This is a genomic window from Actinomadura scrupuli (assembly GCF_050971785.1).
GTDB lineage: Bacteria > Actinomycetota > Actinomycetes > Streptosporangiales > Streptosporangiaceae > Actinomadura_E > Actinomadura_E scrupuli.
This window is the reverse complement of sequence record NZ_JBPCCU010000002.1, coordinates 974,083-1,000,042: the sequence shown is the minus strand read 5'-3', so window position 1 is coordinate 1,000,042 and position 25,960 is coordinate 974,083. Positions and strand designations below refer to the sequence as shown.

General features: G+C 71.9%; 23 protein-coding genes. 8 read left to right on the top strand and 15 right to left on the bottom strand.

All coding sequences use genetic code 11. The annotated features are described in order from the left end of the window. Nucleotides 1-16 precede the first annotated feature (16 nt). The 3 genes from ACRYCC_RS12295 to rocD all read right to left on the bottom strand — a co-directional run bounded on the left by ACRYCC_RS12295 (nt 17) and on the right by rocD (nt 3,709). Nucleotides 17-1,639, bottom strand: a complete 1,623-nt coding sequence (locus ACRYCC_RS12295) for an MDR family MFS transporter (protein ID WP_433811362.1) — start codon at nt 1,637-1,639, stop codon at nt 17-19. Next, the gene (locus ACRYCC_RS12290; protein WP_433811360.1) at nt 1,636-2,247 is read right to left on the bottom strand and encodes a PadR family transcriptional regulator; all 612 of its coding nucleotides are present in this window, start codon (nt 2,245-2,247) and stop codon (nt 1,636-1,638) included. Before ACRYCC_RS12290 ends, ACRYCC_RS12295 begins: the two co-directional genes overlap by 4 nt. 268 nt (nt 2,248-2,515) lie before the next feature. Beyond that, nucleotides 2,516-3,709, bottom strand: a complete 1,194-nt coding sequence (gene rocD, locus ACRYCC_RS12285; RefSeq protein ID WP_433811358.1) for an ornithine--oxo-acid transaminase — start codon at nt 3,707-3,709, stop codon at nt 2,516-2,518. 111 nt (nt 3,710-3,820) lie between these two features. Here rocD and ACRYCC_RS12280 point away from each other — a divergent pair, with 111 nt between their 5' ends. Further along, on the top strand, nt 3,821-4,276 hold the full coding sequence (locus ACRYCC_RS12280) for an Lrp/AsnC family transcriptional regulator (protein WP_433811356.1): 456 nt from the start codon (nt 3,821-3,823) through the stop codon (nt 4,274-4,276). Nucleotides 4,277-4,355: 79 nt separating this feature from the next. Next, complete coding sequence (gene rraA, locus ACRYCC_RS12275; RefSeq protein ID WP_433811354.1) at nt 4,356-4,835, top strand: ribonuclease E activity regulator RraA; 480 nt, start codon at nt 4,356-4,358, stop codon at nt 4,833-4,835. Between the two features lie 21 nt (nt 4,836-4,856). Here the strand turns inward: rraA and ACRYCC_RS12270 are convergent, their stop codons facing one another. The 4 genes from ACRYCC_RS12270 to ACRYCC_RS12255 all read right to left on the bottom strand — a co-directional run bounded on the left by ACRYCC_RS12270 (nt 4,857) and on the right by ACRYCC_RS12255 (nt 9,081). Then, nucleotides 4,857-5,372: a DUF6113 family protein gene (locus ACRYCC_RS12270; protein ID WP_433811352.1), complete on the bottom strand. Its 516-nt coding sequence runs from the start codon at nt 5,370-5,372 to the stop codon at nt 4,857-4,859. A gap of 11 nt (nt 5,373-5,383) precedes the next feature. Further along, a complete protein-coding gene (gene mshB, locus ACRYCC_RS12265; protein ID WP_433811350.1) occupies nt 5,384-6,265 on the bottom strand; it encodes an N-acetyl-1-D-myo-inositol-2-amino-2-deoxy-alpha-D-glucopyranoside deacetylase in 882 nt (293 codons plus the stop codon). 65 nt (nt 6,266-6,330) lie between these two features. Beyond that, entirely contained in the window at nt 6,331-7,776 is a 1,446-nt protein-coding gene (locus ACRYCC_RS12260) for a serine/threonine-protein kinase (RefSeq protein WP_433811348.1), read from the bottom strand. An 84-nt stretch (nt 7,777-7,860) separates the two neighbouring features. Continuing rightward, the gene (locus ACRYCC_RS12255; protein WP_433811346.1) at nt 7,861-9,081 is read right to left on the bottom strand and encodes a hypothetical protein; all 1,221 of its coding nucleotides are present in this window, start codon (nt 9,079-9,081) and stop codon (nt 7,861-7,863) included. Nucleotides 9,082-9,195: 114 nt separating this feature from the next. Between ACRYCC_RS12255 and ACRYCC_RS12250 the strand changes: the two genes are divergently transcribed. Next, nucleotides 9,196-11,346 carry a S9 family peptidase gene (locus ACRYCC_RS12250; protein WP_433811344.1) on the top strand — a complete coding sequence of 717 codons (2,151 nt, stop codon included), beginning with the start codon at nt 9,196-9,198 and terminating at the stop codon, nt 11,344-11,346. Nucleotides 11,347-11,406: 60 nt separating this feature from the next. Here ACRYCC_RS12250 and ACRYCC_RS12245 read toward each other — a convergent pair whose 3' ends face one another. The 3 genes from ACRYCC_RS12245 to ACRYCC_RS12235 form a co-directional block, all read right to left on the bottom strand. Beyond that, a complete protein-coding gene (locus ACRYCC_RS12245) occupies nt 11,407-13,149 on the bottom strand; it encodes an ABC transporter ATP-binding protein (protein WP_433811342.1) in 1,743 nt (580 codons plus the stop codon). Further along, nucleotides 13,146-14,969, bottom strand: a complete 1,824-nt coding sequence (locus ACRYCC_RS12240) for an ABC transporter transmembrane domain-containing protein (protein WP_433811340.1) — start codon at nt 14,967-14,969, stop codon at nt 13,146-13,148. Before ACRYCC_RS12240 ends, ACRYCC_RS12245 begins: the two co-directional genes overlap by 4 nt. 123 nt (nt 14,970-15,092) lie before the next feature. After that, nucleotides 15,093-15,539, bottom strand: a complete 447-nt coding sequence (locus tag ACRYCC_RS12235) for a Rieske (2Fe-2S) protein (RefSeq protein WP_433811338.1) — start codon at nt 15,537-15,539, stop codon at nt 15,093-15,095. Between the two features lie 263 nt (nt 15,540-15,802). Here ACRYCC_RS12235 and ACRYCC_RS12230 point away from each other — a divergent pair, with 263 nt between their 5' ends. Continuing rightward, complete coding sequence (locus ACRYCC_RS12230) at nt 15,803-16,501, top strand: Crp/Fnr family transcriptional regulator (RefSeq protein ID WP_433811336.1); 699 nt, start codon at nt 15,803-15,805, stop codon at nt 16,499-16,501. A gap of 92 nt (nt 16,502-16,593) precedes the next feature. Beyond that, complete coding sequence (locus ACRYCC_RS12225) at nt 16,594-17,676, top strand: LysR family transcriptional regulator (RefSeq protein WP_433811334.1); 1,083 nt, start codon at nt 16,594-16,596, stop codon at nt 17,674-17,676. On the opposite strand, the gene ACRYCC_RS12220 is transcribed toward ACRYCC_RS12225, so the two are convergent. From ACRYCC_RS12220 to ACRYCC_RS12200, 5 genes are all read right to left on the bottom strand, one after another. Beyond that, nucleotides 17,642-18,079: a response regulator gene (locus ACRYCC_RS12220; RefSeq protein WP_433811332.1), complete on the bottom strand. Its 438-nt coding sequence runs from the start codon at nt 18,077-18,079 to the stop codon at nt 17,642-17,644. The two genes, ACRYCC_RS12225 and ACRYCC_RS12220, sit on opposite strands and share 35 nt — an antisense overlap. Then, entirely contained in the window at nt 18,063-19,682 is a 1,620-nt protein-coding gene (locus tag ACRYCC_RS12215; protein WP_433811330.1) for a sensor histidine kinase, read from the bottom strand. The genes ACRYCC_RS12220 and ACRYCC_RS12215 overlap by 17 nt, the downstream gene beginning before the upstream one ends. Beyond that, nucleotides 19,679-20,884: a PP2C family protein-serine/threonine phosphatase gene (locus ACRYCC_RS12210; protein WP_433811328.1), complete on the bottom strand. Its 1,206-nt coding sequence runs from the start codon at nt 20,882-20,884 to the stop codon at nt 19,679-19,681. Before ACRYCC_RS12210 ends, ACRYCC_RS12215 begins: the two co-directional genes overlap by 4 nt. A 158-nt stretch (nt 20,885-21,042) precedes the next feature. Beyond that, complete coding sequence (locus ACRYCC_RS12205) at nt 21,043-21,600, bottom strand: DUF6529 family protein (protein ID WP_433811326.1); 558 nt, start codon at nt 21,598-21,600, stop codon at nt 21,043-21,045. Next, the gene (locus ACRYCC_RS12200) at nt 21,600-22,271 is read right to left on the bottom strand and encodes a hypothetical protein (RefSeq protein ID WP_433811324.1); all 672 of its coding nucleotides are present in this window, start codon (nt 22,269-22,271) and stop codon (nt 21,600-21,602) included. Before ACRYCC_RS12200 ends, ACRYCC_RS12205 begins: the two co-directional genes overlap by 1 nt. A 244-nt stretch (nt 22,272-22,515) precedes the next feature. On the opposite strand from ACRYCC_RS12200, the gene ACRYCC_RS12195 reads away from it, so the two are divergent. The 3 genes from ACRYCC_RS12195 to ACRYCC_RS12185 are packed head-to-tail and all read left to right on the top strand — an operon-like array spanning nt 22,516 to nt 25,905. Next, complete coding sequence (locus tag ACRYCC_RS12195) at nt 22,516-23,217, top strand: succinate dehydrogenase cytochrome b subunit (RefSeq protein WP_433811322.1); 702 nt, start codon at nt 22,516-22,518, stop codon at nt 23,215-23,217. Between the two features lies 1 nt (nt 23,218). Beyond that, a complete protein-coding gene (locus ACRYCC_RS12190; protein WP_433811320.1) occupies nt 23,219-25,150 on the top strand; it encodes a fumarate reductase/succinate dehydrogenase flavoprotein subunit in 1,932 nt (643 codons plus the stop codon). Continuing rightward, nucleotides 25,150-25,905: a succinate dehydrogenase/fumarate reductase iron-sulfur subunit gene (locus tag ACRYCC_RS12185; protein ID WP_433811318.1), complete on the top strand. Its 756-nt coding sequence runs from the start codon at nt 25,150-25,152 to the stop codon at nt 25,903-25,905. The genes ACRYCC_RS12190 and ACRYCC_RS12185 overlap by 1 nt, the downstream gene beginning before the upstream one ends. The last annotated feature ends 55 nt before the right edge of the window (nt 25,906-25,960 follow it).

Here is a 25,960-nt window from a genome sequence, read left to right as displayed (position 1 = left end):
CGGGCACGTTCCGTCGTCAGCCGGGCAGTGCGGCCTCGGCGGCCTCGGCGCTGCCGGGGGCGCCGTCGCCGCCGGCCGGCCGGCGGGCGATCCCCAGGCAGGCGGCGGCGCCGATCAGGACCACCAGCACCGGGAGGCCCATGGTCGGCTTCATCGCCTGGACGAATCCATGGCTGAAGACCTCTCCGGCGAGCCGGTGAAGCTGCGCGGCCACTCCGGCCGGCACGTTCGCCGGCAGATGCTGGGCGATGCCCGTCTGACCGGCGCCCACCTCCAGGCCACCCTTGGCCGCGTGCTGGAAGCCCTCCACGAACTGACCCCGGTAGGGGGCCGGCAGCCCGCCCGCCCGGGTGGCCGCCTCGTCCTTGAGCGCGCTCGCCAGCCGGCTCTGCATGACGGCGCCGACCGCGGCGCTGCCGATGACCGAGCCGACCTGACGGATGGTGTTCATGAACCCGGACGCCGCACCGGCCATCCTCGGCTCGACGTTGCGCATGGCCACGGTGGCCATCGGGGCGAAGACCCCGCCGATGCCGATGCCGGTGACGATGAACGGGGCCAGGAACGCCGTCCAGTCCGTCCCCACGTCGGCGATCGCGATGATCCAGGCGGTCCCGAGCCCGTACAGGGTCAGCCCGCCCATCAGGATGTACTTGCCGCCGATCTTGTCCGACAGCCGGCCCGCCACCGGGGCGAGGAACATCGACACCAGCGAGGCGGGCGCCATGACCAGGCCGGCCTTGAGCGCGGAGTAGCCCTGCACGGACTGGAGGTAGATCGTCATCGGCAGGAAGATCCCGATCATGCCGACCGACACGGCCGCGGCGACGAAGTTCATCACGGTGAAGTTGCGGTCGCGGAACAGCGCGAAGGGCACCAGGGGCTCGTTGTCCTGCCGGGAGCGCTGGTGCAAAACGAACACCACGAGCAGCAGCACGCCGGCCCCGAGCAGACTCCAGATCGCAACGTTCCACTCGTACCGCTGGCCCTCGGTCAGGCCGAAGACCAGGCAGAACAGCGCGGCCGTGGCGATCGACACCCCGCCCAGATCGAGCTTGTGCCGCCGCCCGGGGCGGACATCCGGGATGATCTTGATGGCCATGACGAGCACCAGCAGGCCGACGGGCAGGTTGACGAAGAAGATCCACCGCCAGTCCAGCGCGGTGACCAGCAGGCCGCCCACGGTCGGCCCGGCGATCGTGGCGACCCCGGCGACGGCGCCCCAGACACCCATGGCGGCGCCGCGCCGGTCGGCGGGGAAGGTGGAGATGATGAGCGTCATCGTCTGCGGCAGCAGCAGCGCCGCGCCCAGGCCCTGGATCACCCGGGCACCGATGAGCTCGGCGGGGGTCTGCGAGATGCCGCACAGCAGGCTGGCGACGGTGAACACCGCCACCCCGGCGACGAAGAGCGTACGGGGCCCGCGCAGGTCACCCAGCCTGCCGCAGGTGATCAGCAGTACGGCGAGGATCAGAATGTAGGCGTTCATCACCCACAGCACCTGGTCGAGCGAGGCGTGCAACTTGTCGATCATGCTGGGGATGGCGATGTTGACGATCGTCAGGTCCAGCAGGGTCATGAAGAAGCCGAGCGAGAGCGTCAGCAGGATCGCCCATTGGTTTCCATGCCATCTCTTCATGGCTGTTCCTCCGTGAGTGGTGCCGTGATGATCCTCTTCGCCACTCCGGGCGTCCAGGTGAGCCGCCCACCGTCGATGTCCTCCTGCAGGGCGCGCACGTAGTCGAGTTCCGCGCGGCACTGCGACACGACGTGCTCCACCTCGATCAGGTTGATCCGGGGCAGGCCCTGCTTGGTGAGCGTGTCGATGAGCGTCGTATGGGTGGCGAGGTGCACCTCGAGGGCGACGCAGCGCCGGGCGAGCAGTTCGCTCATCTTGCGGGGCGAGAGCGTGGTGGCGAAGGCGAGCGCCGCCTTGAAACCGGGGAACTCCCGCGCCGGACGGGCGATCAGCTCGCAGAGCCGATCGGCGGCCTGGTCACGCCCTTCGTCGGTGATGGCGTAGACGGTGCGCTCGGGCCGGCGGCCCGAGCGGCTGGTCTCCACCGGCTCGATGAGCCCGGAGACCGCCAGCCGCTCGACCGTGTGGTAGAGCGAGCCGTGGGCGACCTTGACCACGTGGTCGATGTAGCGCACCTTGATCACCTGCTGCATCTCGTACGGATGCATGGGCTGCTCGTCGAGCAGATGCAGCACGGCGAGCGCCAGAGGTGTGAGCGACCGGGCCACCGGGCCACCCCCGTTCCGGTCTGCCGCTTCGGCCCCACCGTCTTGGTCTATCCGGACTAATCCAGATGGACTATAACGCTCCACCACTTCGGCGGCAATGTCCTGTCACGCACGTCCTGCCACGCACGTCTTGTCATGACAGAAGACCCCACCACGCCGTTGTGGTGAGGTCCCCTCTGTCCGCCGGTCGTGACCCGTCGGCTCGCCGGTCCGACGGCTCGCCGGCCCGCCCGTCCCCGCGAGGGCACGGACGGGCCGGTCACGACGGTCAGCCTTTGAGCGCGATCTCCAGCTGGTCGAGGGCCCAGTCCAGGTCCTCGCGGCTGATGACCAGCGGCGGCGCCAGCCGGATCGTGGTCTCGTGCGTCTCCTTGGCGAGCACACCCAGCTCCATGAGCCGCTCGCTGACCGGCCGGGCCCTGCCGTACAGCTCGATGCCGGCCCAGAGGCCCCGGCCGCGCACCTCCTTGACGAGGTCGGGCGGCAGGGCACCGAGCCGCTCGTGCATGTGGGCGCCCAGCGTCCGGGAACGTTCCTGGAACTCCCCGGAGTTCAGCATCGCGATGACCTCGCGGGCGACGGCGCAGGCCAGCGGGTTGCCGCCGAAGGTCGAGCCGTGCTGACCCGGCTGGAAGACCCCGAGCACGTCGCGGTCGGCGACCACGGCGGAGACCGGCATGATGCCGCCGCCGAGCGCCTTGCCGAGGACGTACACATCGGGCACGACGCCTTCGTGCTCGACCGCGAACGTCGTGCCGGTACGGCCCAGCCCCGACTGGATCTCATCGGCGATCATGAGGACGTTCTCGGCGGTGCACAGCTCGCGGACCTGGGTCAGGAAACCGCTCGGCGGCACGTTGATCCCCGCCTCGCCCTGGATGGGCTCGATGAGCACGCCGACCGTGGCGTCGTCGACGGACGCCCGCAGCGCGGCGATGTCCCCGTACGGAACCGTACGGAATCCGGGGGTGTAAGGGCCGAAGGCGTTCTTGGCGTCCGGGTCGGTGGAGAAGCTGACGATCGTGGTGGTACGGCCGTGGAAGTTGCCCTCGAAGGTGATGATGTTCGCCTGGTCGGCCGGTACGCCCTTGACGTCGTAGCCCCACTTGCGGGCGGTCTTGAGCGCCGTCTCGACCGCCTCGGCGCCGGTGTTCATCGGCAGGACCATGTCCTTGCCGCAGAGCAGGGCCAGTTCCTGCACGAAGGGGCCGAACTGCTCGTGGTCGAAGGCCCGGCTGACCAGCGTGACCTTGTCCAGCTGACGCCTGGCGGCGTCCACGAGCCGCGGGTTGCCGTGGCCGAAGTTGACCGCCGAGTACGCCGCCAGCATGTCCAGATAACGCCTGCCCTCGACGTCGGTCACCCAGGCACCGTCGGCTTCGGCGATGACGATGGGCAGGGGGTGGTAGTTGTGGGCGCTGTGCTCCTCGGAGAGGGCACGCAGGTCCTGGGATCGCGTCACGGGGCTCCTTGCCGGTATGGGGGCCGGACAGTGGTCGACGGCTCAGATCAAGCGTAGATTCAGGGTGAAGGCATCACCAATGTCGATTGCTCACTTCAAAGGAGGTATTTGTTGCGTCTTGACGATATAGACCGCCAGATCGTTGCACAGCTGCTCAAGGACGGCCGGGCCTCCTACGCGCAGATCGGCGATCGGGTGGGGCTTTCGGCGCCCGCGGTCAAGCGCCGTGTCGACCGGCTGCGCCATGACGGCGTCATCAACGGTTACGCGGCCGTCGTCGATCCGGCCGCGCTCGGCTGGACCACCGAGGCGTTCATCGAGATCTTCTGCACGGGCGCGACGTCCCCGGAGGAGATCTACGCGAGCGTGCGCCCGCATCCCGAGGTGGTGGCCGCCTACACGATCACCGGCGACGCCAGCGCGCTCGTCCACCTGCGGACCCGTGACATCCAGCACCTGGAAGAGGCCCTGGAGCGGCTGCGCCGGGAGTCCAACATCGTGCAGACGAAGACCGCGATCGTGCTGTCCCGCCTGATCGGCCGCCCCACGGACGCCCCCAGCGACTGACCGGGGACCCGGCCGGCCCGCGTACGGCATCGCCCCGTGGCCGCGAACCGCCCCCGGCCACCTCGGTACGGTGACGGGCATGGATTTCGCCACCGCCGACCTGGTCGACGACTTTGAGGCCGATCTGCAGAGCTGTGAGACACAGTTCCGGCAGTACGGCTCGCGACCCGCCTTCGCGGGCCCGATCGCCACGATCCGCTGCCTTCGCGACAACGCCCTGGTCAAGAAGGTGCTGAACACCGCCGGCGAAGGCCGGGTGCTGGTCGTCGACGGAGGCGGCTCGCTCGCGTCGGCGCTGATGGGCGATCTGATCGCCGCCTCCGCCGTCGAGCAGGGCTGGGCCGGAGTGGTGATCAACGGAGCCGTACGGGACGTCGCGACCCTGCGCACCCTCGAGCTGGGCATCAAGGCGCTCGGCTCGAACCCGCTCAAGAGCGCAAAGGCGGGGGCCGGTGAGATCGGCGTCCCGGTCGCCTTCGGGGGCGCGCGGTTCAGCCCCGGCGACTGGCTCTACAGCGACGAGGACGGCATCGTGGTCGCCGGGCGCCGGCTGCGCTGAGCCACCGCGATCCGCACGGCCTTACCTGCGGCGGTCTCTGCCCGCCCCGCCGAGCAGCCAGTCACCGGTCGACGGCACCAGCAGGAGCGCGGCCCCGGCGGCGAGCACACCGCCGTAGAGGAAGATCGTGCCCGCCATGGTGCCGGTGACGATCAGGTCGCCCTCGGGACGCTGGACCGCCAGCGTGACGACGACCGCCAGCCACATCAACGCCGGCACCGCGGCACCGAGCTTGCCGCCCATGCCCCAGCCGGCCCCGTAGAAGACCGCCAGGTTGAACACGCTCAACCAGATCGCGGCCAGCGGGACCGGGCCGACGTACCAGGAGTACGAGAACGACTCGATCACGCCGAGCATCAGCCCGGCGAGGACCAGCGCGCCGTAGGCCGCGCCGGTGACGAACGCCTCGACCCTCGGACCGGGTCCGGGTGCACGTATCGGCCCCGGCCCCGGCACCAGGCCATCGGGGCCGGGCGGCCCATACGGGCCGTACGGCACTTGCCCCGGCGCGGCCTGCGCGTTCACGTCGTCGCCCACAGTTCACCAGGCTATAGCTCGATACCGGCGAAAAGATCCGTCTCGCGTCCGTCGGCGGCGGCCGGGCCCCGCTCACCGACGAGCAGCGTGTAGTACTCCGCGCCCAGCGCCTGCTGGCCCACGTTGTTGGAGAGCGCGAAGAACTGGCCGTCGACGACGATCTGGGTGCGGTGCGCGCGCAGTGCCGCGAGCTTGGCGCCCAGATGGTCCCCGGCGTCGATGACCGTGGTCACCTGCTCGTCCGGCACCCCGTAACCGAGGTCCTCGACCCGGTCGAACGGGCCGTCGGGGATCTCGACGACCCGCCGGACCGCCGAGAACGGCAGCGCGGTGGCATAGAGCCTGGCCACCGTCCAGGGCTCGCCCGGCACCTCGGAGGGCTCGCCCGCGAGCTCGACGGCCCGCCGGGTCACCCGGTGCGCCTGGATGTGGTCCGGGTGCCCGTACAGCCCGTCGGCGTCATAGGTCACGACGACCTGCGGGCGCACCTCCCGGATCACCTCTGCGAGCGTCCGCGCCGCCTCGTCGACGTCCGCCTGCCAGAAGACACGCGGGTCGTCGTTGGTGGGGGCGCCCTGCATGCCGGAGTCCCGCCAGCGGCCGGGCGCGCCGAGGAACCGGTGGTCGCGTACGCCGAGCGCGGCGCAGGCGGCGGCCAGCTCGTGGATCCGGTACTCGCCCAGCCGGTCCTCCTTGTCCGCCGCCAGGTAGCGCAGCTCGGGGGGGATGATCTCCCCCTCCTCGCCCAGCGTGCAGGTGACGAGCGTGACGTGCGCGCCCGCGGCGGCGTACTTGGCCATCGTCGCTCCGGTCCCGATCGACTCGTCGTCGGGGTGGGCGTGCACGAACAGGATGCGGTTCGCCGGACGCGGGTCAGAACCCAGCAGACTCATGAGGTCGAGCGTAACGGCCCTCGCGGCCCGATCTGGGCGGTTTTCCGGCGGTCAACCACCGGCGGTCAACCGCCGGCGGGCTCGCCGGTCGGCCCGCCGCCGACGGCCGGGTTGGTTTCGCCCGCACCGGGGTTGGCCGATCCACCGGGCGCGGGGTTGCTCGGAGTGATCGACGGCACCGGGTGACTGGCGCTGGGCGTGACGGTGGGGGTCACCGGTGGCCGCGTCGGGGTGGGCGGCGGTTCCTGCGGTGCCTGCGACGTCGTCCGGCGGGTGATCCTGGTCGTCGTCGGCTCGCCGGTCGGGGCGGTCTGCTGGCTGGTGCCGACCGTGTCACCCGGTCCGGGCGTCTGCCCCCCGGGGTCCTTCGACGAGGACGCCATCCACGCGGTCAGCCCGATCGCCACCGCCACCACCAGCGCGGCGGCCGCCGCGGCGATCCCGATGGTCTTGCCGTTGCCGCCGCCGGGCCGGCCGGGGGGCGCGGGATACCCCTCCACCGGCGGCAGCGTCATCTGGCCGGCGGCGTGATATCCGCCCATGGTGCGGCCCGCGTCGGCCACACCGCCGGCCAGCACCGCGCCCTGGCCCAGCACCGCGGTCGACACGTCGTCGTCTGCCTGCGGGACGGTCTCCAGCCGGGTCGCGTCCGCGCCGGCGTCCCCGAACGGGGCCGTGGCCACCGGGGCCGCCGGAGCCGGTGGCATGGCGCCCTCCTGGCCGAGCAACCGCATCAGCAGGTCACGGGCGGTGGGGCGGGCGGCCGGGTCCTTGGCCAGGCACTCCCGGACCAGCTCGCGCAGCTCGTCCGGCATCCCGCCGAGGTCGGGCTCCTGGTTGAGGATCCGGTTGATCACCGCGGGGATGGTGTCCTGCCCGAACGGGGAGACCCCCGTGGCGGCGAACACCATCACCGAGCCCCAGGCGAAGATGTCGACCGCAGCCGTGATGCGCTCGCCCATCACCTGCTCGGGCGCCATGTACGCGGGTGTCCCGATGGTCGCGGTGGCCGCGGTGGAGCTGGCGTCCAGGGCCCGGGCGATGCCGAAGTCGATCACTCGCGGGCCGTCCGGCCCGATGAGCACGTTGTGCGGCTTGAAGTCGCGGTGCACGATCTCGGCCTGGTGGATCGCGACCAGCGCGGTCACGGTGCCGATGGCGAGCCGCTCCAGGGCCGCGCCGGTCCGCGGGCCCTCCTCGGCGACCTGACGCTGCAGCGACGGTCCCGGGACGTACTCGCTCACGATGTACGGGCGGTCTCCCGCGACATCGGCCTCCAGCACCTGCGCCGTGCAGAACCGCGCCACCCTCTTGGCGGACTGCACCTCCCGAACGAACCGGCTGCGCGCCGCCTCGTCCTCGGTGAGATCCGGCCGGAGCAGCTTGACGGCGACCTCGGTCCCGTCCGGCCCCGTGGCGGAGTAGACGACGCCCTGGCCGCCCTCCCCCAAGCGGCCGGTGAGCTCGTACGAGCCCAGCCGTCGCGGATCACCCGGCTGCAGCTCCGGCATCGAGACTCCTGATGAAAAGGGGTGGACAAGGGGACAAAGAGGTCGGTCGTGATGAGCTCCGAGCGTACGTGCCCTCGAAATACGTTATGAACCGTACTTGTAGATGGCCGCCACCGTGTGGTTCCTGCGAACCAGGTCACCGGCCGCCCACAGCGACCCGGTGCCGGGGATGGCGGCCACCGACCGGAGGTCGCCCGTGGTGCCGGGCTTGGCCGGGGTCCGCTGCCGGGTGATCTTGCCCTTGGCGTAGTGCAGGAGGTCCGTGCGGGCTGGGCTGACGAACGACAGCAGCCACAGGCCGCCGCGGCCGTCGGGCGTCAGGTCGAACACCGTGTCCTTGCGCAGCCCGAGCTTCGCCTGTGTCCAGGTCCGGCCGTTCCAGTGCGTCAGCAGTGAGCCCGCCGGAACGCCGCCGCGGGCGGTGTCGGTCAGCGTCAGCGCGGCCCACACGTTCCTGGCCCCGCGGACGTGCAGGTCGGAGATGCGGTATTGGACGCCACGGCGCAGCACCGGCCGCGGCCGCGGCATCGAGCGCCACTTCCTGCCGTCCCAGTGGGCGACGGTGGCGTGCGGGTTCCTGCCGGAGCTCTGTCCCACCGCCCAGACGTCCCTGGCCGACCGGGCGCCGAGCGCCCACGCACCGCCGGGAACGGCCGCCTTCTTCCAGCTCCGCCCGTTGAAGTGCCGGGCGAAGGGCAGGAGGGCACGGGTCCTGGTCGAGCGCTCACCGACCACCCACACCTCGCCGGGCCCGGTGGCCACGGCGTCGGTGACGGTGCCGCCGCCGAAGTCGGTCGTGCGCCAGCTGGCGCCGTTCCAGTGCAGCGCGAAGCCGGAGGGGCCGATCAGACCGGGGACCCGCCGGTCCCCGAAGATCCACACGTCGGTCGGCGAGTGCGCCACGACCTTCCGGAGCACTCCGCTCCGGGCACCACCGGGCAACGGCGGAGCGGTCACGGTCCGCCATGAGTTGCCGTCCCAGCGCCTGATCAGCGGTGCCGCGCCGGCGTCCCCGCCGGTGGAGCCGACCGCCCACGCCTCCCCGGCGCCCAGGGTGGCCACGTCCAGGAGCCGGTCTTCCGGGTAACCGGTCGCGGAGGTGACGTCCACGACCCGCCAGCCGGGCTGGGAGATCCGCTGGGCCGGTGGCTCGACCGCCGTGCGGGCCGCCTGCCGGACCGTCGCCGGTCCTCCTCCCACGGTGCCGAGCCCGGCGAGGCCGAGCACGGACACGGTGCCCGCCGTACCGAGCACGATGACCCGGGGCATCGGACGGCCGAGAAAGCGCCTATGGGGGGTAGACATGGGCGAAGACTACCCAGGCGATCACCGCGTTCCACGGTGCCACACCGAGGGAAATCCGAGGTCTTCAGGGAGCGACCTGCCGCCGCTCCGGCCGGGGCTGGCAGGATCATATGTATGACCATGAGCTTTCCGCAGCAAAGTGCCCGCACCCGGCGGTTCAGCCTGGGTGTCCCGCGGGGCTTCCAGATCGCGCCGGACGGATCGTACGTCGCCTTCCTGCGCACCAAGGGCGGCACCGACCCGGTGACCTGCCTGTGGGCGATCGACACCGCCTCCGGCGCGGAGCGGCTGATCGCCGACCCCGGCGACCTGGCCGTGGACGGCGACCTGCCGGCGGCCGAGCGGGCCCGACGGGAACGGGCCCGTGAGCAGGCGGGCGGCATCGTGGGCTACGCGACCGACCGTGGCGTCTCGCTGGCCGCGTTCGCGCTGGCCGGGCAGCTGTTCACGGCGGACCTGCGGACGGGCGCGGTGCGGGCGCTGGAGACCGCGCAGACCCCCGCCTTCGACCCCCGGCCCGATCCGGCCGGACGGCGGATCGCCTACGTCTCCGGTCGCGCTCTTCGCATGATCGACCTGGCCACCGGCGAGGACACGGCCCTGGTCCGCCCGGAGACCGAGCAGGTCTCCTACGGCGTGGCCGAGTTCATCGCGGCCGAGGAGATGCAGCGGATGCGGGGCTACTGGTGGTCCCCCGACGGCGCGGCGCTGCTGGTGGCCCGGGTGGACGAGACGCCGGTGGAACGCTGGCACATCGCCGACCCCGCGAACCCGGACCGGCCGGCGCAGGAGGTCGCCTACCCGGCCGCCGGCACCCCCAACGCCTACGTCTCTCTGGTGATCCTGCGGCTGAACGGCGCCGGCGCGCAGACGTCCGAGGGCGCCGAGGGCCGGGCCGCCACCGGCAGCCGGACCGCCGTGGCCTGGGACCGCGGCGAGTTCCCCTACCTGGTCAGCGCCTACTGGGACGAGCGGGGACCGCTGATCGTCGTGCAGAGCCGGGACCAGCGGGTGATGCGGCTGCTGCGGGTGGACCAGTGGAACGGCGAGACCGGCCTGGAGCTCGCCGACACCGATCCGGTCTGGCTGGAGATCGTGCCCGGGGTGCCCGCGCGGACGGGCTCGGGGGCGCTGGTGCGCACCATCGACGACCCGGCGACCGACACCCGCCGGCTGGTGGTGGACGGCACGCCCGTCACGCCGGGCGGGCTCCAGGTCCGCAGCGTGCTGGACGTCGACGGCGAGACCGTGCTGTTCAGCGCCTCGCAGGAGCCCACCGAGGTGCACGTCTACCTGTACGACGGGCAGGCGGACCCGCACGACACGGACGGGTGGGGCGGCCTCACCCGGCTGACCGAAGGGCCCGGGGTCTTCTCCGGACGCCGCAGCGGCGGCGTCACCGTCCTGACCGGCTCCCGGCTCGACCGCCCCGGGGTGACCACCACGGTCAACGGAGCCGAGATCGCCTCGCGGGCCGAGACCCCGGTGATCACCCCCTCGGTGGAGCTGCTGCGCGCCGGCGAGCGGGAGATCCGGACGGCCGTGCTGCTGCCGTCCGGCTGGCAGCCCGGCGCGGGCCGGCTGCCGGTGCTGATGGATCCCTACGGCGGGCCGCACGCCCAGCGCGTGCTGGCCGTGCAGCGGGCCTACTGCGAGGCGCAGTGGCTCGCCGACCAGGGTTTCGCGGTGGTGATCGCGGACGGCCGGGGCACCCCGGCGCGCGGCCCGGCCTGGGAGCGCGCGGTGCACGGGGACTTCGTCACACCGGTGCTGGAGGATCAGATCGCCGCGCTCGAGGAGGCCGCCCGCCGCCACCCGGACGCACTCGACCTCGGCCGGGTGGGCATCCGCGGCTGGTCGTTCGGCGGCTGGCTGGCCGCGCTGGCGGTGCTCCGCCGCCCCGACGTGTTCCACGCCGCGGTGGCGGGCGCTCCGGTGACCGACTGGCGGCTGTACGACACCCACTACACCGAGCGCTACCTCGGCCATCCCAACGAGGAGCCCGACAACTACGTCCACAACTCGCTGCTCGCCGACGCGGCCAAGCTGGAACGGCCGCTCATGCTGATCCACGGGCTGGCCGACGACAACGTGGTCGCCGCCCACACCCTGCGGCTGTCCTCGGCGCTGGTGGCCGCGGGCCGCCCGCACACCGTGCTGCCGCTGTCCGGCGTCACCCACATGACCCCGCAGGAGGTCGTCGCCGAGAACCTCCTGCACCTGCAGGTCGAGTTCCTCCGGCGCTCGCTGGACACCGTGAGCTGATCCTCCGGCGCGGGGCGGCCGCCCTCCGGCGGGTCCCCGCGCCGGAGGGCGGCCGCTCTCCTACTCCCCGTGCCAGGACGCCCAGAGGGCGGCGTAGGAGCCCCCCGCGGCGACCAGGGCGTCGTGCGCCCCGAGCTCGGTGATCCGGCCGTCCTCGACCACCGCGACCCGGTCCGCGTCGTGCGCGGTGTGCAGCCGGTGCGCGATCGCGACGACCGTACGGCCCTCCAGGACGGCGGCCAGCGACCGCTCGAGATGGCGGGCCGCCCGCGGGTCGAGCAACGAGGTCGCCTCGTCCAGGACCAGCGTGTGCGGGTCCGTCAGCACCAGCCGGGCCAGCGCCACCTGCTGGGCCTGCGCCGGTGACAGCGCCATGCCCCCCGAACCGACGACGGTGTCCAGCCCCAGCTCCTCGACCCAGTCCCAGGCGTCCACGGCCTCCAGCGCGCCCCGTACGTCGGCGTCGGACGCGTCCGGGCGGGCCAGCACCACGTTGTCGCGGATCGTGCCGCGGAACACGTGGTGCTCCTGGGTGACCAGCGCGACGTGGCCGCGCAGGTCCTCCAGCGGCAGGTCGACCAGCGGGACCGCGCCGCCCGGGTCGCCGACCGACACCGACCCGGTGCGCGGCCCGTGGATGCCGGCCAGCAGCCGGCCCAGCGTGGACTTGCCGGCGCCGCTCGGTCCCACGACGGCCAGCCGCTCACCGGGCCGCAGGAGCAGGTCCACCCCGTGCAGCACGTCGTGGCCCTCGCGGTAGGCGTAGCGCGCCCCCTGGACCTCCAGCCGGTTGCCCTCCGGGGTGCGCTCGGCGGCCGTGCGGTCCGCCGGTACGTGGGCGACCCCGAGGACGCGGGCCAGCGAGGCCCCGCCGACCTGGAGCTCGTCCAGCCAGTTGAGCAGCATGTCGATGGGCTCGATGAGCTGCTGAACGTACAGCGTGGCGGCGGTGACCTGGGCGAGCGAGGCCATGTCGTTGATGTAGAACAGCCCGCCGACCAGCAGCGTCGAGACCACCGGCACGACGTAGCCCAGCTCGACCAGCGGGTAGTACACGCAGCGCAGGCCCAGCGTGTAGCGCTCGGCCGCCCAGCTCCGGGCGATGTCGGTGTCGCAGCGCTCGTGCCTGCGCCGGGCCAGGCCCAGTGCCTCGACGGTGCGCGCCCCGTTCACCGTCTCGGCCAATCCGTCCGTCAGCTCCGACCACGCGGCGTTCTCGCGCAGGTAGCCGTCGTGGGCGCGGGCGAGATACCACCGGGTGCTGCCCCACAGCAGCGGCACCGCCACCAGGCAGGGCAGCGCCAGCAGCGGCCCGACCAGCAGCAGCGCGCCCACCGTGAAGACGAGCATCACCAGCGCGATCAGCGTCTCGGGCACCGCCGCGCGGACCGTGCGGGCCATGGCGGCGATGTCCCTGGAGGTACGGCTCAGCAGGTCGCCGGTGCCGGCCCGCTCGACCGTGGACAGCGGCAGCTCCAGGACCCGGTCGACGAACTCCTCGCGCAGCTCGGCCAGCACCTTCTCGCCCAGCCGGGTGGAGGCGTAGTAGGCGAAACGGATCAGTACGCCCTGGGCGATGACGAAGCCGGCGATGGTCAGCGCCACCCGGTCGACGTTCACCCGCCCGGTGCGTACGCCCTCGACCAGGTCGCCCAGCAGCCACGGGGTCACCAGGCCGGCCAGCGCCGCCAGCGCGTGCAGCGCCAGCGCGCCGCTCAGGGCGCGCGGATGCCGCAGCGTCATCCGCCGGGCGTACGCGCGCACCTGGGCGCGCGTCGCCACCGGCAGCCTGCTCGTGCTCACTCCGCGCTCTCTTCTCTGGTGACGGTGGCCACGTAGGCGGGAGCCGTACGCAGCAGATCGGCATGGGTGCCCTCGGCGACGACCCGGCCGCCCTCGACGTAGACGACGCGGTCGGCGCGGTCCAGCACGAGCGGGCTGGTGGTGCACACCACGGTCGTGCGGCCGCCGCGGGCCTTGGCGAGCCGGCCGGCGATCCTGGCCTCGGTGTGCGCGTCCACCGCGCTGGTGGGCTCCACCAGTACGAGGACGTCCGGGTCGGCGGCCAGGGCCCGGGCCAGCCGGAGACGCTGACGCTGCCCTCCGGAGAACTCCCGGCCCGCCTCCTCGACGTGGGAGTCCAGCCCCACCTCGTCCACGATGTCCTGCGCGCAGGCGGCGTAGAGCGCCGCGTCCAGGCCGAGGTCGCCGTCCTCCCCGGCCCAGCCGTCCTCCCCCGGCCAGCCGGTCTCCCCGCTGGCACCGGACACATCAGAAGCATCAGCGGCATCGGCGGCATCAGACGCAGCGGCGGCATCGGCCACAGCGTGCTCATCGGCCGGGCGGCGGTCACCGGTCAGCTCGTCGCGGAGCCGCCCGGAGAACAGCCGGTCATCGTTGACCGAGACCAGGATGCGCCGGCGGATGCCGGCGACGTCGGCCAGCGGTACGCCGCCGTACCGCGCCCCGCCGGCCTCCGCGTAGCGGCCGAGCCGGTCGGCGATGGCCTGGGCGTCCACCGGGTCCGCGGCGGCGATCGCGGTCAGCAGGCCGGGCCGTACCACCAGGCCGGAGCCGGGGTCGGTCAGCCCGGCGGGCGCCGGCGGCACCCGGGTGCCCTCGTCCGGGAACTCCGGCTCCAGGGAGAGGATCCGGACCACCCGCGCCGCCGCGACATGCGCCTTGGTGATCTTGTCTGCGGCCTCGCCCAGCGTCCGCATCGGCTCGATGAGGAAGACCGCGTAGCCGTAGAACGCGACCAGGTGACCGATGCTGATCCGGCCTTCCACCGCGAACCGGGCGCCCACCCAGGTGACCAGGACGATCAGCAGTCCGGGCAGCAGCACCTCGGCGCCGTTGAGCATCGACTCGGCCCGGGCGACCTCGACGCCGGCACGGCGCACGCCCTGCGACTCGTTGCGGTAGCGGCCGGCGAAGACCTGCTCGCCACCGACGCCGCGGAGCACCCGCAGCCCGGCCACGATGTCCGCGGCGCGGGTGTTGAGCTCGCCGGTCAGCTCCCGCTGCCGGACCTGACGGCGGTGCAGGGGGCGCAGCAGCGGGGCCACCGCCACGATGATCACCGGTACCCCGATCACGACGATCAGGCCCAGCGGAGGCGAGGTGGCCAGCATGATCCCCGACACCGCGGCGATGGCCACGACCGCGCCGGCGCCCCGGGCGGTGATGTCCATCGCGTCGCCGATGTAGGCCACGTCCGCGATGCCCACGCTGACCACTTCGCCGGTGGTGAGCCGCTTGGGCAGCGTGCCGCCCAGCCGGGTGGCCTGCCGGCTGATGACCTGGACGGTCCGGTAGGCCGCGGCCAGCCAGTTGTAGACGGCGAACCGGTGCCGGGTGACGCCGCTGACGGCCTGGACCACGCCCAGGCCGAGCAGCACTCCGGCCCAGACGCACAGGGCCGACACGTCCTTGGGAGTGATCCCCTCGTCGATGGCCCGGCCGATGACGGCGGGCATGAGGGCCTGGCTGACCATCCAGACGATGCCCAGGGCGATCCCGCCCAGCAGGGCACGCCGCTGCGTCCGGGCGACCCAGACGAGGTATCGGCGCGGACTTCTGTGATCAGGGAGCCCGGGGTCCGGGACGGGTAGCTGGCGCATGACGCCATCGACCCTAGGCAACGAACCCGCTGCTCAGCGAATGGTTTTTCGGCCCCACCCGCCTCAGGAGGCGACAGCCGTGCACCCACGCCCCAGCTCGGGGCGCGGGCTCACCGGCCGGGTTCAGCCGAGTTTGATGTCCGTGCCGGTGACCGTGATGGTCTTGGCCGGCAGCGGTTTCTTCGCCGGGCCGTCGGCCACCGACCCGTCCGCGACCTTGAACTTGCTGCCATGGCACGGGCAGTCGATCGTGCCTTTGGCGACCTCGTCCACGGCGCAGCCCTGGTGGGTGCAGACGGTGCTGAACGCCTTGAACTCGCCCGCCGTGGGCTGGGTCACGACGACCTTCTGCCCCTTGAAGATCTTGCCGCCGCCGACGGGGATGTCGGTCGTCTTGGCCAGCACGGCACCGGCGGCCGGCTGGCCCCCCGTATCACCGCCGGCGTCGTCGTCCTTCTTCCCGTAGGTGGAGCATCCGGTCACGGTGACGGCGAGACCGATGATCCCTGCCCCGACGACATTGCGTCGCGTGGTGATCACGGCCTCGTCAGGACGTGCGTCCTCGCTCATCACGGGTCCTTTCGTCATGGTGGGAAAGCTCTCATGTCGCCCAACTTCGGCGTCGCGCGACTTCAGTCCGCAACTGTTCGCACGTTGGCGCACTGATATCGGTTCAAAGATGTGCCGGGCAATGCCCGGAGCCGGGCTTCGCCCTTCGTCCCCTGGGCGTCGCAACGCACGGGAGTGGGCAGAAGTGCCCACAGCGCGACACCTTTCGCCTACGGTTTGGCGGAGCGCACCCCCACGGACGTATTGGCAGGAGGTCTCCCGACGTGGCCTCTCCGGAGCCGGGTTCCTTCCTGGCCGCCCTCGAGCCCGCCGAGCGCGCGGAACTGCTGCGGCGGGGGCACACGCGCACCTGGCCCCCGGCGGCGACGCTGTTCAGCGAGGGCGCCGACTCGACCTGGGTGCTGATCCTGCTGTCCGGCCGGGTCAAGGCCTCCTCGCACGGCGAGAACGGGACCGAGGTGCTGCTGGCCGTCCGGGGCACCGGATCGCTGCTCGGCGAGGTGTCGGCGATCGACGGGCTGCCGCGCTCGGCCACGGTGTCGGTGCTGGAGGCGGTCGAGGCCCTGGTCCTCACCGCCGAGGAGTTCATGTCGTTCCTGCAAGAGCACCCGCGGGTCATGCAACTGATCATGCGGATGCTCTGTGAGCGGTGGCGTGACGCCGACCGCAAGCGCATCGAGTTCGGCATGTTCGACGCCACCAGCCGGGTGGCCCAGCGCCTGGTCGAGCTGGCCGACCGGTTCGGCGAGCCGTACCGGGCGCGGGACGCCGGGCCCGGCCCGGGCAGCGTCCGCATCACGCTCGCGCTGACCCAGGAGGAGCTCGCCAGCTGGGTGGGCGCCTCCCGCGAGGCGGTGAGCAAGGCCCTGCGGACCCTGCGGGCGCGCGGCTGGATCGAGACCGGCCGGCGCCGCGTCATCGTCCACGACCTGCCCGCGCTGCGCCGCCGGGCCGGGGTCTGAGCACACCCCGCTATCGCGGCGCGTTTTTCGATAGTCCTAGGCTATTGAAGGCGAGCCCATCGAGCGGCGGCGCAGCCCGGGGAGGTCGGACGATGCAGTTGCAGCAGCTCGGCTACTTCATCGCGGTCGCGGACACCCGGCACTTCACGCAGGCGGCGGAGGCCCTCGGTGTGGCCCAGCCCTCGCTGTCCAAGCAGATCCGGGCCCTGGAGACCGAACTCGGCGCGCCGCTGTTCAGCCGGGCCCGCGGCAACATCACGCTGACCCCGGCCGGGGAGTCCCTGCTGCCGCTGGCCAAGCGGATCCTCGCGGACGTCGACACCGCCCGGCTGGAGGTCCAGGAACTCGCCGGGCTGCGGCGCGGACGGGTCCGGCTGGGGGCCACCCCGTCGCTGTGCGCGGGCCTGCTCGCCGACGTGCTCCACCGGTTCCACTCGGCGTATCCGGGCATCCGGCTGCTCGTCGAGGAGGGCGGCTCACGTGACCTCGTGCGGGACATGACCCGGGGCTCGCTGGACCTGGCCCTGGTCATCCTGCCGCTGGCCGAGGACACCCCGCTGGTGACCAGGCCCATCCTGCGCGAGAACCTCGTCGTGGTGTCGCCCGTGGAGCGGGTGCTCGCCGCGGAGGGCTCCGGGCCGCTGCTCCCGCGCAGGTCGTACCTGCGGATCACCGATCTGCGGGACCGGCCGATGGTGATGTTCCGGCAGGGGTACGACCTGCGGGAGGCGACGATCAGTGCCTGCCGTCACGCCGGGTTCGAGCCCCGGCTGGCCGTGGAGGGCGGCGAGATGGACGCCGTGCTGCGCTTCGTGGAGGTCGGCCTGGGCATCGCCGTCGTACCGAGCATGGTGCTGGCCGGCCGGCCCGGCCTGCGCGGCATACCACTGGTGCTGGACGAGCCGCCGGGCACTCCGGTGCCCGGTGACGAGCGGCCGGTGGCCGCGCCGCTGCACCGGGCGGGCCCGTCGGTGGCGGGTACGCGGCGCCGGGGGGCGCCGGGGCTGCAGCGCACCGTGGCACTGGCGCACCGCAAGGACGTCGCCCCCACCCATGCGGCCCGTGCCTTCCGGGCCACGCTGGAGGCCTTCCTGGCCGAGGCCGCCGAGGCCGGGAGCCTGCCCCCGGGGGTCGAGTCGCTCATCCCCCTGCGGCAGGCAGCTTCACCACGGTGACGAAGAAGTCGTCGATGTGCCGGACCACCTTGATGAACTGGTCGAAGTCCACCGGCTTGGCGACGTAGGCGTTGGCGTGCAGGTGGTAGCTGCGCAGGATGTCCTCCTCCGCCTCCGAGGTGGTGAGGACCACCACCGGGATGCGCCGCAGCTCCGGGTCCTCCTTGACCTCCTCGAGCACCTCACGGCCGTCCTTGCGGGGCAGGTTGAGGTCGAGCAGGATCAGGTCGGGCCGCGGGGACTCCGCGAACTCGCCCTCCTGCCGGAGGAAGCGCAGTGCCTCCTCGCCGTCGCTCACCACGTGGAGGTTGTTGCCGACCTTGTTGTCGGCGAACGCCTCCTTGGTGAGCACGACGTCACCGGGGTCGTCCTCGACCAGCAGTACCTCAATCGGACGTGCCATCGCCGCCATCGCTTTCTGCAGAGGGAAGTGTCCAGCGTATCGTCGTGCCCGTGACCGGGCCCTCCGGAGCCTCCAGCCAGATACGGCCGCCGTGGTTCTCGACGATCTTCTTGCACATCGCCAGCCCGATGCCGGTGCCCTCGTAGAGGTCCTTGGCGTGCAGCCGCTGGAAGATCACGAAGATCCGGTCGCCGTAGCGCGGATCGATCCCGATCCCGTTGTCGGAGCAGGAGAACTCCCACATGCCGCCGTCTTCGCGGACGCCGATCCGCACCTTGGGCGGCTCGTCGCCATGGAACTTGACCGCGTTGCCGATGAGGTTCTGCAAAAGCTGGACCAGCTCCGTGCGGTCACCGGTGACGTGCGGCAGCGGATCGGACGTGATCTCCGCCCCGGTCTCCTCCCGGATCGCGGTCAGATTGTCCAGTGCCCGGCCCAGGATGTCGGTCATGTCCACCGGCTCGGGGGTCCGGTGCCGGCCCACCCGGGAGAACGTCAGCAGGTCGTTGATGAGCAGCTGCATCCGCTTGGCGCCGTCGACCGCGAAGTCGATGTACTGGCGGCCGCGGTCGTCGAGCTGGTCGGCGTAGCGGCGTTCGATCATCTGGCAGAAGCTGGCCACCTTGCGCAGCGGCTCCTGCAAATCGTGGCTGGCCACGTAGGCGAACTGCTCGAGGTCGGCGTTGGACCGGCGCAGCTCGGTGGCCTGCTCGTCGAGCCGCTGGCGGGCCTCCGAGGTGAACCGCCACTCGTCGATGATGCGGTAGCGCATCGCGTCGATGTGCGCGCCCAGCTCGGCGATCTCGGCGGGGCCGCCGTTGCCGAGCCGGCGGCCGAAGTCCCCCTGGGTGACCTCCCTGACCTCGGTGGCGAGCTCGGTCAGCGGCCGGACCACGAGCTGCCGGATCAGCACCATCAACGTGACGATCACCAGCACGATGATGACGGCCCCGGCGCCCATCGCCCAGTAGACCGTGGAGGCCGCGGAGCGCAGCCGGTGGTCGACGTCGTTGTGCAGGCTCGTGAGCCGCCGCTGCTCCAGCGAGTTGGCGGCGCGCACCTGCAGGAACAGGTCCTGCCCGAGCCTGTTGCGCCTCTCGTCGAGCGCGGCGGCGCCGCGCGCCGGGACGTCGGCCACGAGCGGATCGGCGAACCGCGTGCGCCAGACCGCCATGGCCGTGCCGACCGACGCCAGCTGCGCGCGGGCCTGCTCCGCGCCGCGGACGTCGCGGAGCAGGCGCCTCATCTCCGCGATGGCCTTGGCCTCGTTGGCGACGGCGTCCCGGTAGGCCGTCAGGAACCGTGGATCGCGGGTGGTGACGTAGGTGCGGACGGCGGTGTCCTGGCCACCGACCGCGCCGGACAGCTGGAACTGCTGCAGGGCCGCCGGGTCGACCTTGTTGATGAGGAGGCCCCTGGCCTGCGTGTTGGCGTAGACCGCGGTGCCGGCCAGCGCGATCGCGGCGAGCACCAGGGCGATCGCGGCCGCGCCGATCAGTCCGTACAGCCGGCCGAGCCGCAGCCGCGCCAGCCCCTTGGGCGGCCGGGGCGGGCCCAGCGGCGCCAGCGTCGGGGGGAGCGCCCGCGCCTCGTTGTCGGTCATCGTGGGGTCTTCTCTCGGGAGAGCAGCAGGACGGTCACGTCGTCTTCGAGCGGGCTGCCGTTCAGTGCCTCGGCCTGGGAGATGAGGCCGTCGAGCAGCACGGCGCCGGTCTCGCCGCGCCGTACGGCCAGCCGGCTCAGCTCCACCAGCCCCTCCAGGTCGAGCCGCTCCGGGCCCCCGTCGACCAGTCCCTCGATCAGGCCGTCGCTGTAGAGCATCAGCCCCCACTCTCCGTCGAGGGACAGGTCCAGGGCGGGCCAGTCCAGACCCGGCAGCAGGCCCAGCGCGGGCCCGCACGCCTCGTCCGGGAGCGGGTGCACGTCGTCCCCGGTGAGCAGCAGCGGCCGGGGATGCCCGGCCCGGTACATGCGGGCACGGGTCCGCGACGGGTCGATGGTCACCATGCAGAGCGTGGTGAAGATCTCCTCGGTCGCGCGCTCGTGGATCAGCACGGTGTCGAGGGTGTCGAACAGCTCCTGACCGGTGTGCCCGGCCAGCACCAGCGCCCGCCACGCCATCCGCAGGCAGACGCCGAGGGCCGCCTCGTCGGGGCCGTGACCGCACACGTCGCCGACGACCAGATGGACGGAGCCGTCCGGGGTCTGCACCGTGTCCTGGAAGTCGCCGCCGAGCAGGGCCTGCCGGCGGCCCGGCTGGTAGCGGGTGTAGTGGCCGAGCGTGTCGTCCTGGATCAGGGGCACCGGCAGCAGTCCCCGCTCCAGCCGGGCGTTCTCCCGGCCGAGGATGCGGGCCTCCACCAGCTGGCGCTCGGTCTCCTCGGCCCGCTTCCGCTCGATCGCGTAGCGGATGGCCCGGGCCAGCAGCGGGCCGTCCACCTCCTGCTTGACGAGGTAGTCCTGGGCGCCGGCGGCCACCGCGGCGATGCCGACATGCGCGTCGGCGAGACCGGTCAGCACGAGCACGGCAGCGTACGGCGCCATGCTCAGCACCTGCTGGAGCGCCTCGAGACCCTCGGCATCGGGCAGCGACAGGTCCACCACGACGCAGTGCACCGACGGGAACAGCCGGGTCCGGGCCTCCCCCAGGCTGCGGGCGACGGTGATCCGGGCGTTCAGGCCGCTCTCGTCGAGGAACTCCTGGAACAGGAACGCGTCGCCGGGATCGTCCTCGATCAGCAGCAGCTCGCGCCGTACCTCGAAGTCGGGGGCCGCGGAGGCGGCGCGGTGACTGGTCGCGCTCATTGCGGATCTATGGGTCGTTTCATCACGTCGGCCTTCGCGGGTCGGCAACCCCGGGGCGGCGCACCGCCCGGAACATTGCCAGAACCCTACGTGCAGTCGGGCAGCACCTCATCCCAGGAGACGGAAGATCACATCACGATCGGGTCGAGCGGGCGCCGTCAGAAATGCGGGACGGGCTGGGTGAAGAACCACAGGGAGGCGCTCAGCCAGAGGCCGACCAGGAGGGTGAAGACCGTGCCGCCCAGGAGGGGCAGTGCCCAGCCGGGCAGCTCGTCCTTGCGCAGCGCCAGCATCTTGACCGTGAAGGCCCCGAAGAACGCGCAGCCCAGCAGGGAGTGCACGAGCACCCGGGGCTCACCGGACTGGAAGCCCAGGGCGTAGAGGCAGTGCACCGCCACCGGTATCGCGAGCAGGAACGCCCCCCGCCCGGACCAGCGGTGCAGGCCGCCGATCCCGCGGGGTGCCCGGACGCCGAGCTTGCCGTACATCACCAGAGCGGAGAGCAGCTGCACCACGGCGAGCACGGCCGCCCCGGTGGCCAGCCAGGACTTGGCGGCCTGCGCCCCGGAGAACCCGGCCAGGCTGACCGCGACCCCGGTGGGACCGTGCGCCCGCCCGTACACGCCGAGCGCGACCGACACGGCCGCGCCGGCCAGCAGCGGGACGATGAGCAGGGCCGCCCGGGGGCGAGCGGGGGCCGGCGGGTGGGTGATCATCACTGTCCTCCGGTGAAGCCGCTGCCGTCGACGCCGTCGACCGGCACGGCGACGAGCCTGCCGCCGTCTGCCGCGGTCGCCGTCTTGGAGGTGGTGTCGAGCACGGGCGCCGGAGCGCCGTCGACCACGCCGTACTGGCGGTTGCCGGGCAGCACGATCCAGCCGCCCTCCAGCGCCTTGCGGGCGGGCGCGGTGGCGCGGTACAGCCCGGACGGCTTGGTGGCCACCCGCACGGTGAACGGGTAGGTGTGGCCCTTGAGCTCCACGGTCCCGAAGCTCCGGCCGTCGCCGACGGTGGCGGTCAGCGTGGCGCCGTTCTTGCCCTGGAGGTTGAGCTTCCCGCCGTTGTACGGGCCCGAGAACCAGGACTCGATGGTCTTGCCGTCGCAGACGTAGGCGACCGCCTTGTTGTTCCGCACCGCGATCGCGACGGCGGCGCCGCCCCCTTCCGAGGTGTAGCCCGCGTAGTTGGCCCGGGCCGGCGGGGTGGCGGCGGGTTTGGGCGCGGCCGTGGTCGGCTGTGCCGCCGGGGCCGCCGGGCGGGTGGCCGACGGCGCGGAGGCGGCCGCGGGGGTCTTGTCCTCGGAGGCGGCCCGGACGCTCAGGCCGCTCAGCACCGCGGCCAGCGCCACGCCTGCGACCAGCGTGAACAAGGGGCCTGCACGTTTCATGTCTCTCCCTCAGGGGGCTGGGCCGTTCCCCATGGTGGACGGACTACCGGCAGCGCTTGGTTCATGTCTGCGTATTTATGCACATTCAATGCGGGGTTCCCTGGGCGACTGTGAAGTGCCTCACGGAAGCGAACCGGACAGAAGGCTCGAAAGCCCAGGCCGCTGGGAGGCATAGCCCACGGCTATCGCAACCAGACTCATCATGACTTGGACCCTCTGAACAGGCCCGACGTATTTTGCGCGGGTGGCCCCCGTAACTACCCGCGCACTACCCGCGCTCTACCGCTCGGCCGTCGGCAAGAAGGCCGTGATGGCCGTCACCGGCGGCGTACTCGTGCTGTTCCTGCTCGGCCACATGGCCGGCAACCTGAAGATCTTCCTGGGCAGGGAGGACTTCGACCACTACGCCCGCTGGCTGCGCACGATCGGCGAGCCGGCGCTCCCGCACCGGGTCTTCCTCAGCCTCCTGGAGGTCGTGCTGGTGGTGGCCGTCGGACTGCACATGTGGTCGGCGGTCTCGCTGGCCCGCCGTGCCGCCAGGGCCCGCCCGGTCAAGTACGCCGCCAGGCGCCGGTCGCAGGCCCAGGGCTACGCCACCCGCACCATGCGGTGGGGCGGGGTCATCATCGTGCTGTTCGTCGTCTGGCACCTGCTCGATCTGACCTTCGGCGCGGTCAACCCCGCGGGCGGGGACGCGACGCCGTACGACAAGGTCGTCTCCGACTTCGACGTCTCCCGCTGGTACATCACCCTGTTCTACCTCGTGGCCGTGGTCATGGTCGGCCTGCACCTGCGGCACGGGCTGTGGAGCGCCTTCCAGAGCCTCGGGCTCGCGGGCGGCCGCCGGGACCGGTCGCTGCGGCTGCTCGCCCTCACCGTCTCCGTACTGCTGGTCATCGGCTTCGTCGCGGTACCCGTCGCGGTCTCCGCGGGATTGGTGAAGTGACATGAGCTTCTACAAGAGCGGCCAGCCGATCGCCGACCGCAAGGCGCCCGGCGGCCCGATCGAGGACCGCTGGACCACGCGCAAGTTCGAGGCCAAGCTGGTCAACCCGGCCAACAAGCGCAAGAAGACCGTGATCATCGTCGGCACCGGCCTGGCCGGTGGCTCGGCGGGCGCGACGCTGGCCGAGCTGGGCTACCACGTCGTCCAGTTCTGCTTCCAGGACAGCCCCCGGCGGGCGCACTCGATCGCCGCGCAGGGCGGCATCAACGCCGCCAAGAACTACCGCAACGACGGTGACAGCGTGCACCGGCTGTTCTACGACACGGTCAAGGGCGGCGACTTCCGCGCCCGCGAGTCGAACGTCCACCGGCTGGCCGAGATCAGCAACCAGATCATCGACCAGTGCGTCGCGCAGGGAGTGCCGTTCGCCCGCGAGTACGGCGGCCTGCTGGACAACCGGTCCTTCGGCGGCGCCCAGGTCTCCCGGACCTTCTACGCGCGCGGCCAGACCGGCCAGCAACTGCTGCTCGGCGCCTACCAGGCCCTCATGCGCCAGGTGGACGCGGGCAACATCGAGCTGCATCCCCGGCACGAGATGCTCGACCTGATCATGGTGGACGGCAAGGCCCGCGGCGTCGTCGTCCGGAACCTGATCTCGGGCGAGATCAAGTCGTACACCGCGGACGCGGTCGTCCTGGCCACCGGCGGCTACGGCAACGTCTACTTCCTGTCGACCAACGCCATGGGCTCCAACGTCACCGCCGCCTGGCGGGCGCACAAGCACGGCGCGCTGTTCGCCAACCCCTGCTACACACAGATCCACCCGACGTGCATCCCGGTCAGCGGCGACCACCAGTCCAAGCTGACCCTGATGTCGGAGTCGCTGCGCAACGACGGCCGGGTCTGGGTGCCGCTGGAGCGGGGCGACTCGCGGGAGCCGGCGCAGATCCCCGAGGACGAGCGCGACTACTACCTCGAGCGCATCTACCCGGCGTTCGGCAACCTGGTGCCCCGCGACATCGCCTCCCGGGCGGCCAAGAACGTCTGCGACGAGGGCCGCGGCGTCGGGCCCGGCGGCCTGGGCGTCTACCTGGACTTCACCGACGCCATCGCCCGGCTCGGGCTGGAGTCGGTCAAGGCCAAGTACGACAACCTCTTCCAGATGTACGAGCGCATCACCGGCGAGAACCCGTACCAGACGCCGATGCGCATCTACCCGGCCGTCCACTACACGATGGGCGGGCTGTGGGTCGACTACGACCTTCAGTCCACCATCCCGGGCATGTTCGTGATCGGTGAGGCCAACTTCTCCGACCACGGCGCCAACCGGCTCGGCGCCTCGGCGCTGATGCAGGGCCTGGCCGACGGCTACTTCGTCCTGCCGAACACCATCGGCGACTACCTGGCGCGCGGGCCGGAGGGGCCGGTGCCGCAGGAGGCGGTCAACGAGGCCGAGGGCCGGGTGCGCGCGCAGGTCGAGAGGCTGCTGTCGATCGACGGTGACCGCACGGTCGACTCGTTCCACCGCGAACTGGGCCACATCATGTGGGAGTACTGCGGGATGGAGCGCACGGAGGAGGGCCTGCGCAAGGCGCTCGACCTCATCCCGGCGCTGCGCGAGGAGTTCTGGGAGCGGGTGAAGGTGCCCGGTTCCGGCGACGACCTGAACCAGTCGCTGGAGAAGGCCGGCCGGGTGGCCGACTTCTTCGAACTGGCCGAGCTGATGGTCGTCGACGCGCTGCACCGTACGGAGTCGTGCGGCGGCCACTTCCGGGCCGAGTCGCAGGACGCCGACGGCGAGGCCCTCCGCGACGACGTCAACTTCTCCTACGTGGGCGCCTGGGAGTGGACCGGGGTGGGCGAGGAACCCGTCCTGCACAAGGAGGCGCTGGAGTTCGCCTACGTCAAGCCGAGCACGAGGTCGTACAAGTAATGAAGCTCACCCTGCGCATCTGGCGGCAGAACGGCCCCGGCGACAAGGGCCGGATGGTCCCCTACTCCCTGGACGACGTCTCCCCTGACATGTCCTTCCTGGAGATGCTCGACGTCCTCAACGAGCGGCTCATCGTGGAGGGCGAGGAGCCGATCGCCTTCGACCACGACTGCCGCGAGGGCATCTGCGGCATGTGCTCACTGGTGATCAACGGCCGGCCGCACGGGCCGGAGCGGAACACCACCACCTGCCAGCTGCACATGCGGAAGTTCTCCGACGGCGAGACCATCGACGTCGAGCCCTGGCGGGCCCGGCCGTTCCCGGTGGTCAAGGACCTGGTGGTGGACCGCTCGGCGTTCGACCGGATCATCGAGGCGGGCGGCTACATCTCCGCGCCGACCGGAACGGCCCCGGACGCCCACGCGGTGCCGGTGCCCAAGCCCGACGCGGACGAGTCCTTCGTCGCCGCCGAGTGCATCGGCTGCGGCGCCTGCGTCGCCGCCTGCCCGAACGGCTCGGGCATGCTGTTCACCGCGGCCAAGGTCACGCACCTGGGGCTGCTCCCCCAGGGCCAGCCGGAGCGCTACTCACGGGTCGTCGACATGGTCGACGCCCACGACGAGCTGGGCTTCGGCGGCTGCACCAACACCGGTGAGTGCACGGTGGCCTGCCCCAAGGGCATCCCGCTCGACACCATCGGCCGCCTCAACCACGACTACCTCGCCGCCACGGTCGGGGCCAAGAAGAAGAAGTGAACCCCTGACCCGAACCCTTCCGTGATCGTGCAATCGTTCGACGAAGCACGATCAC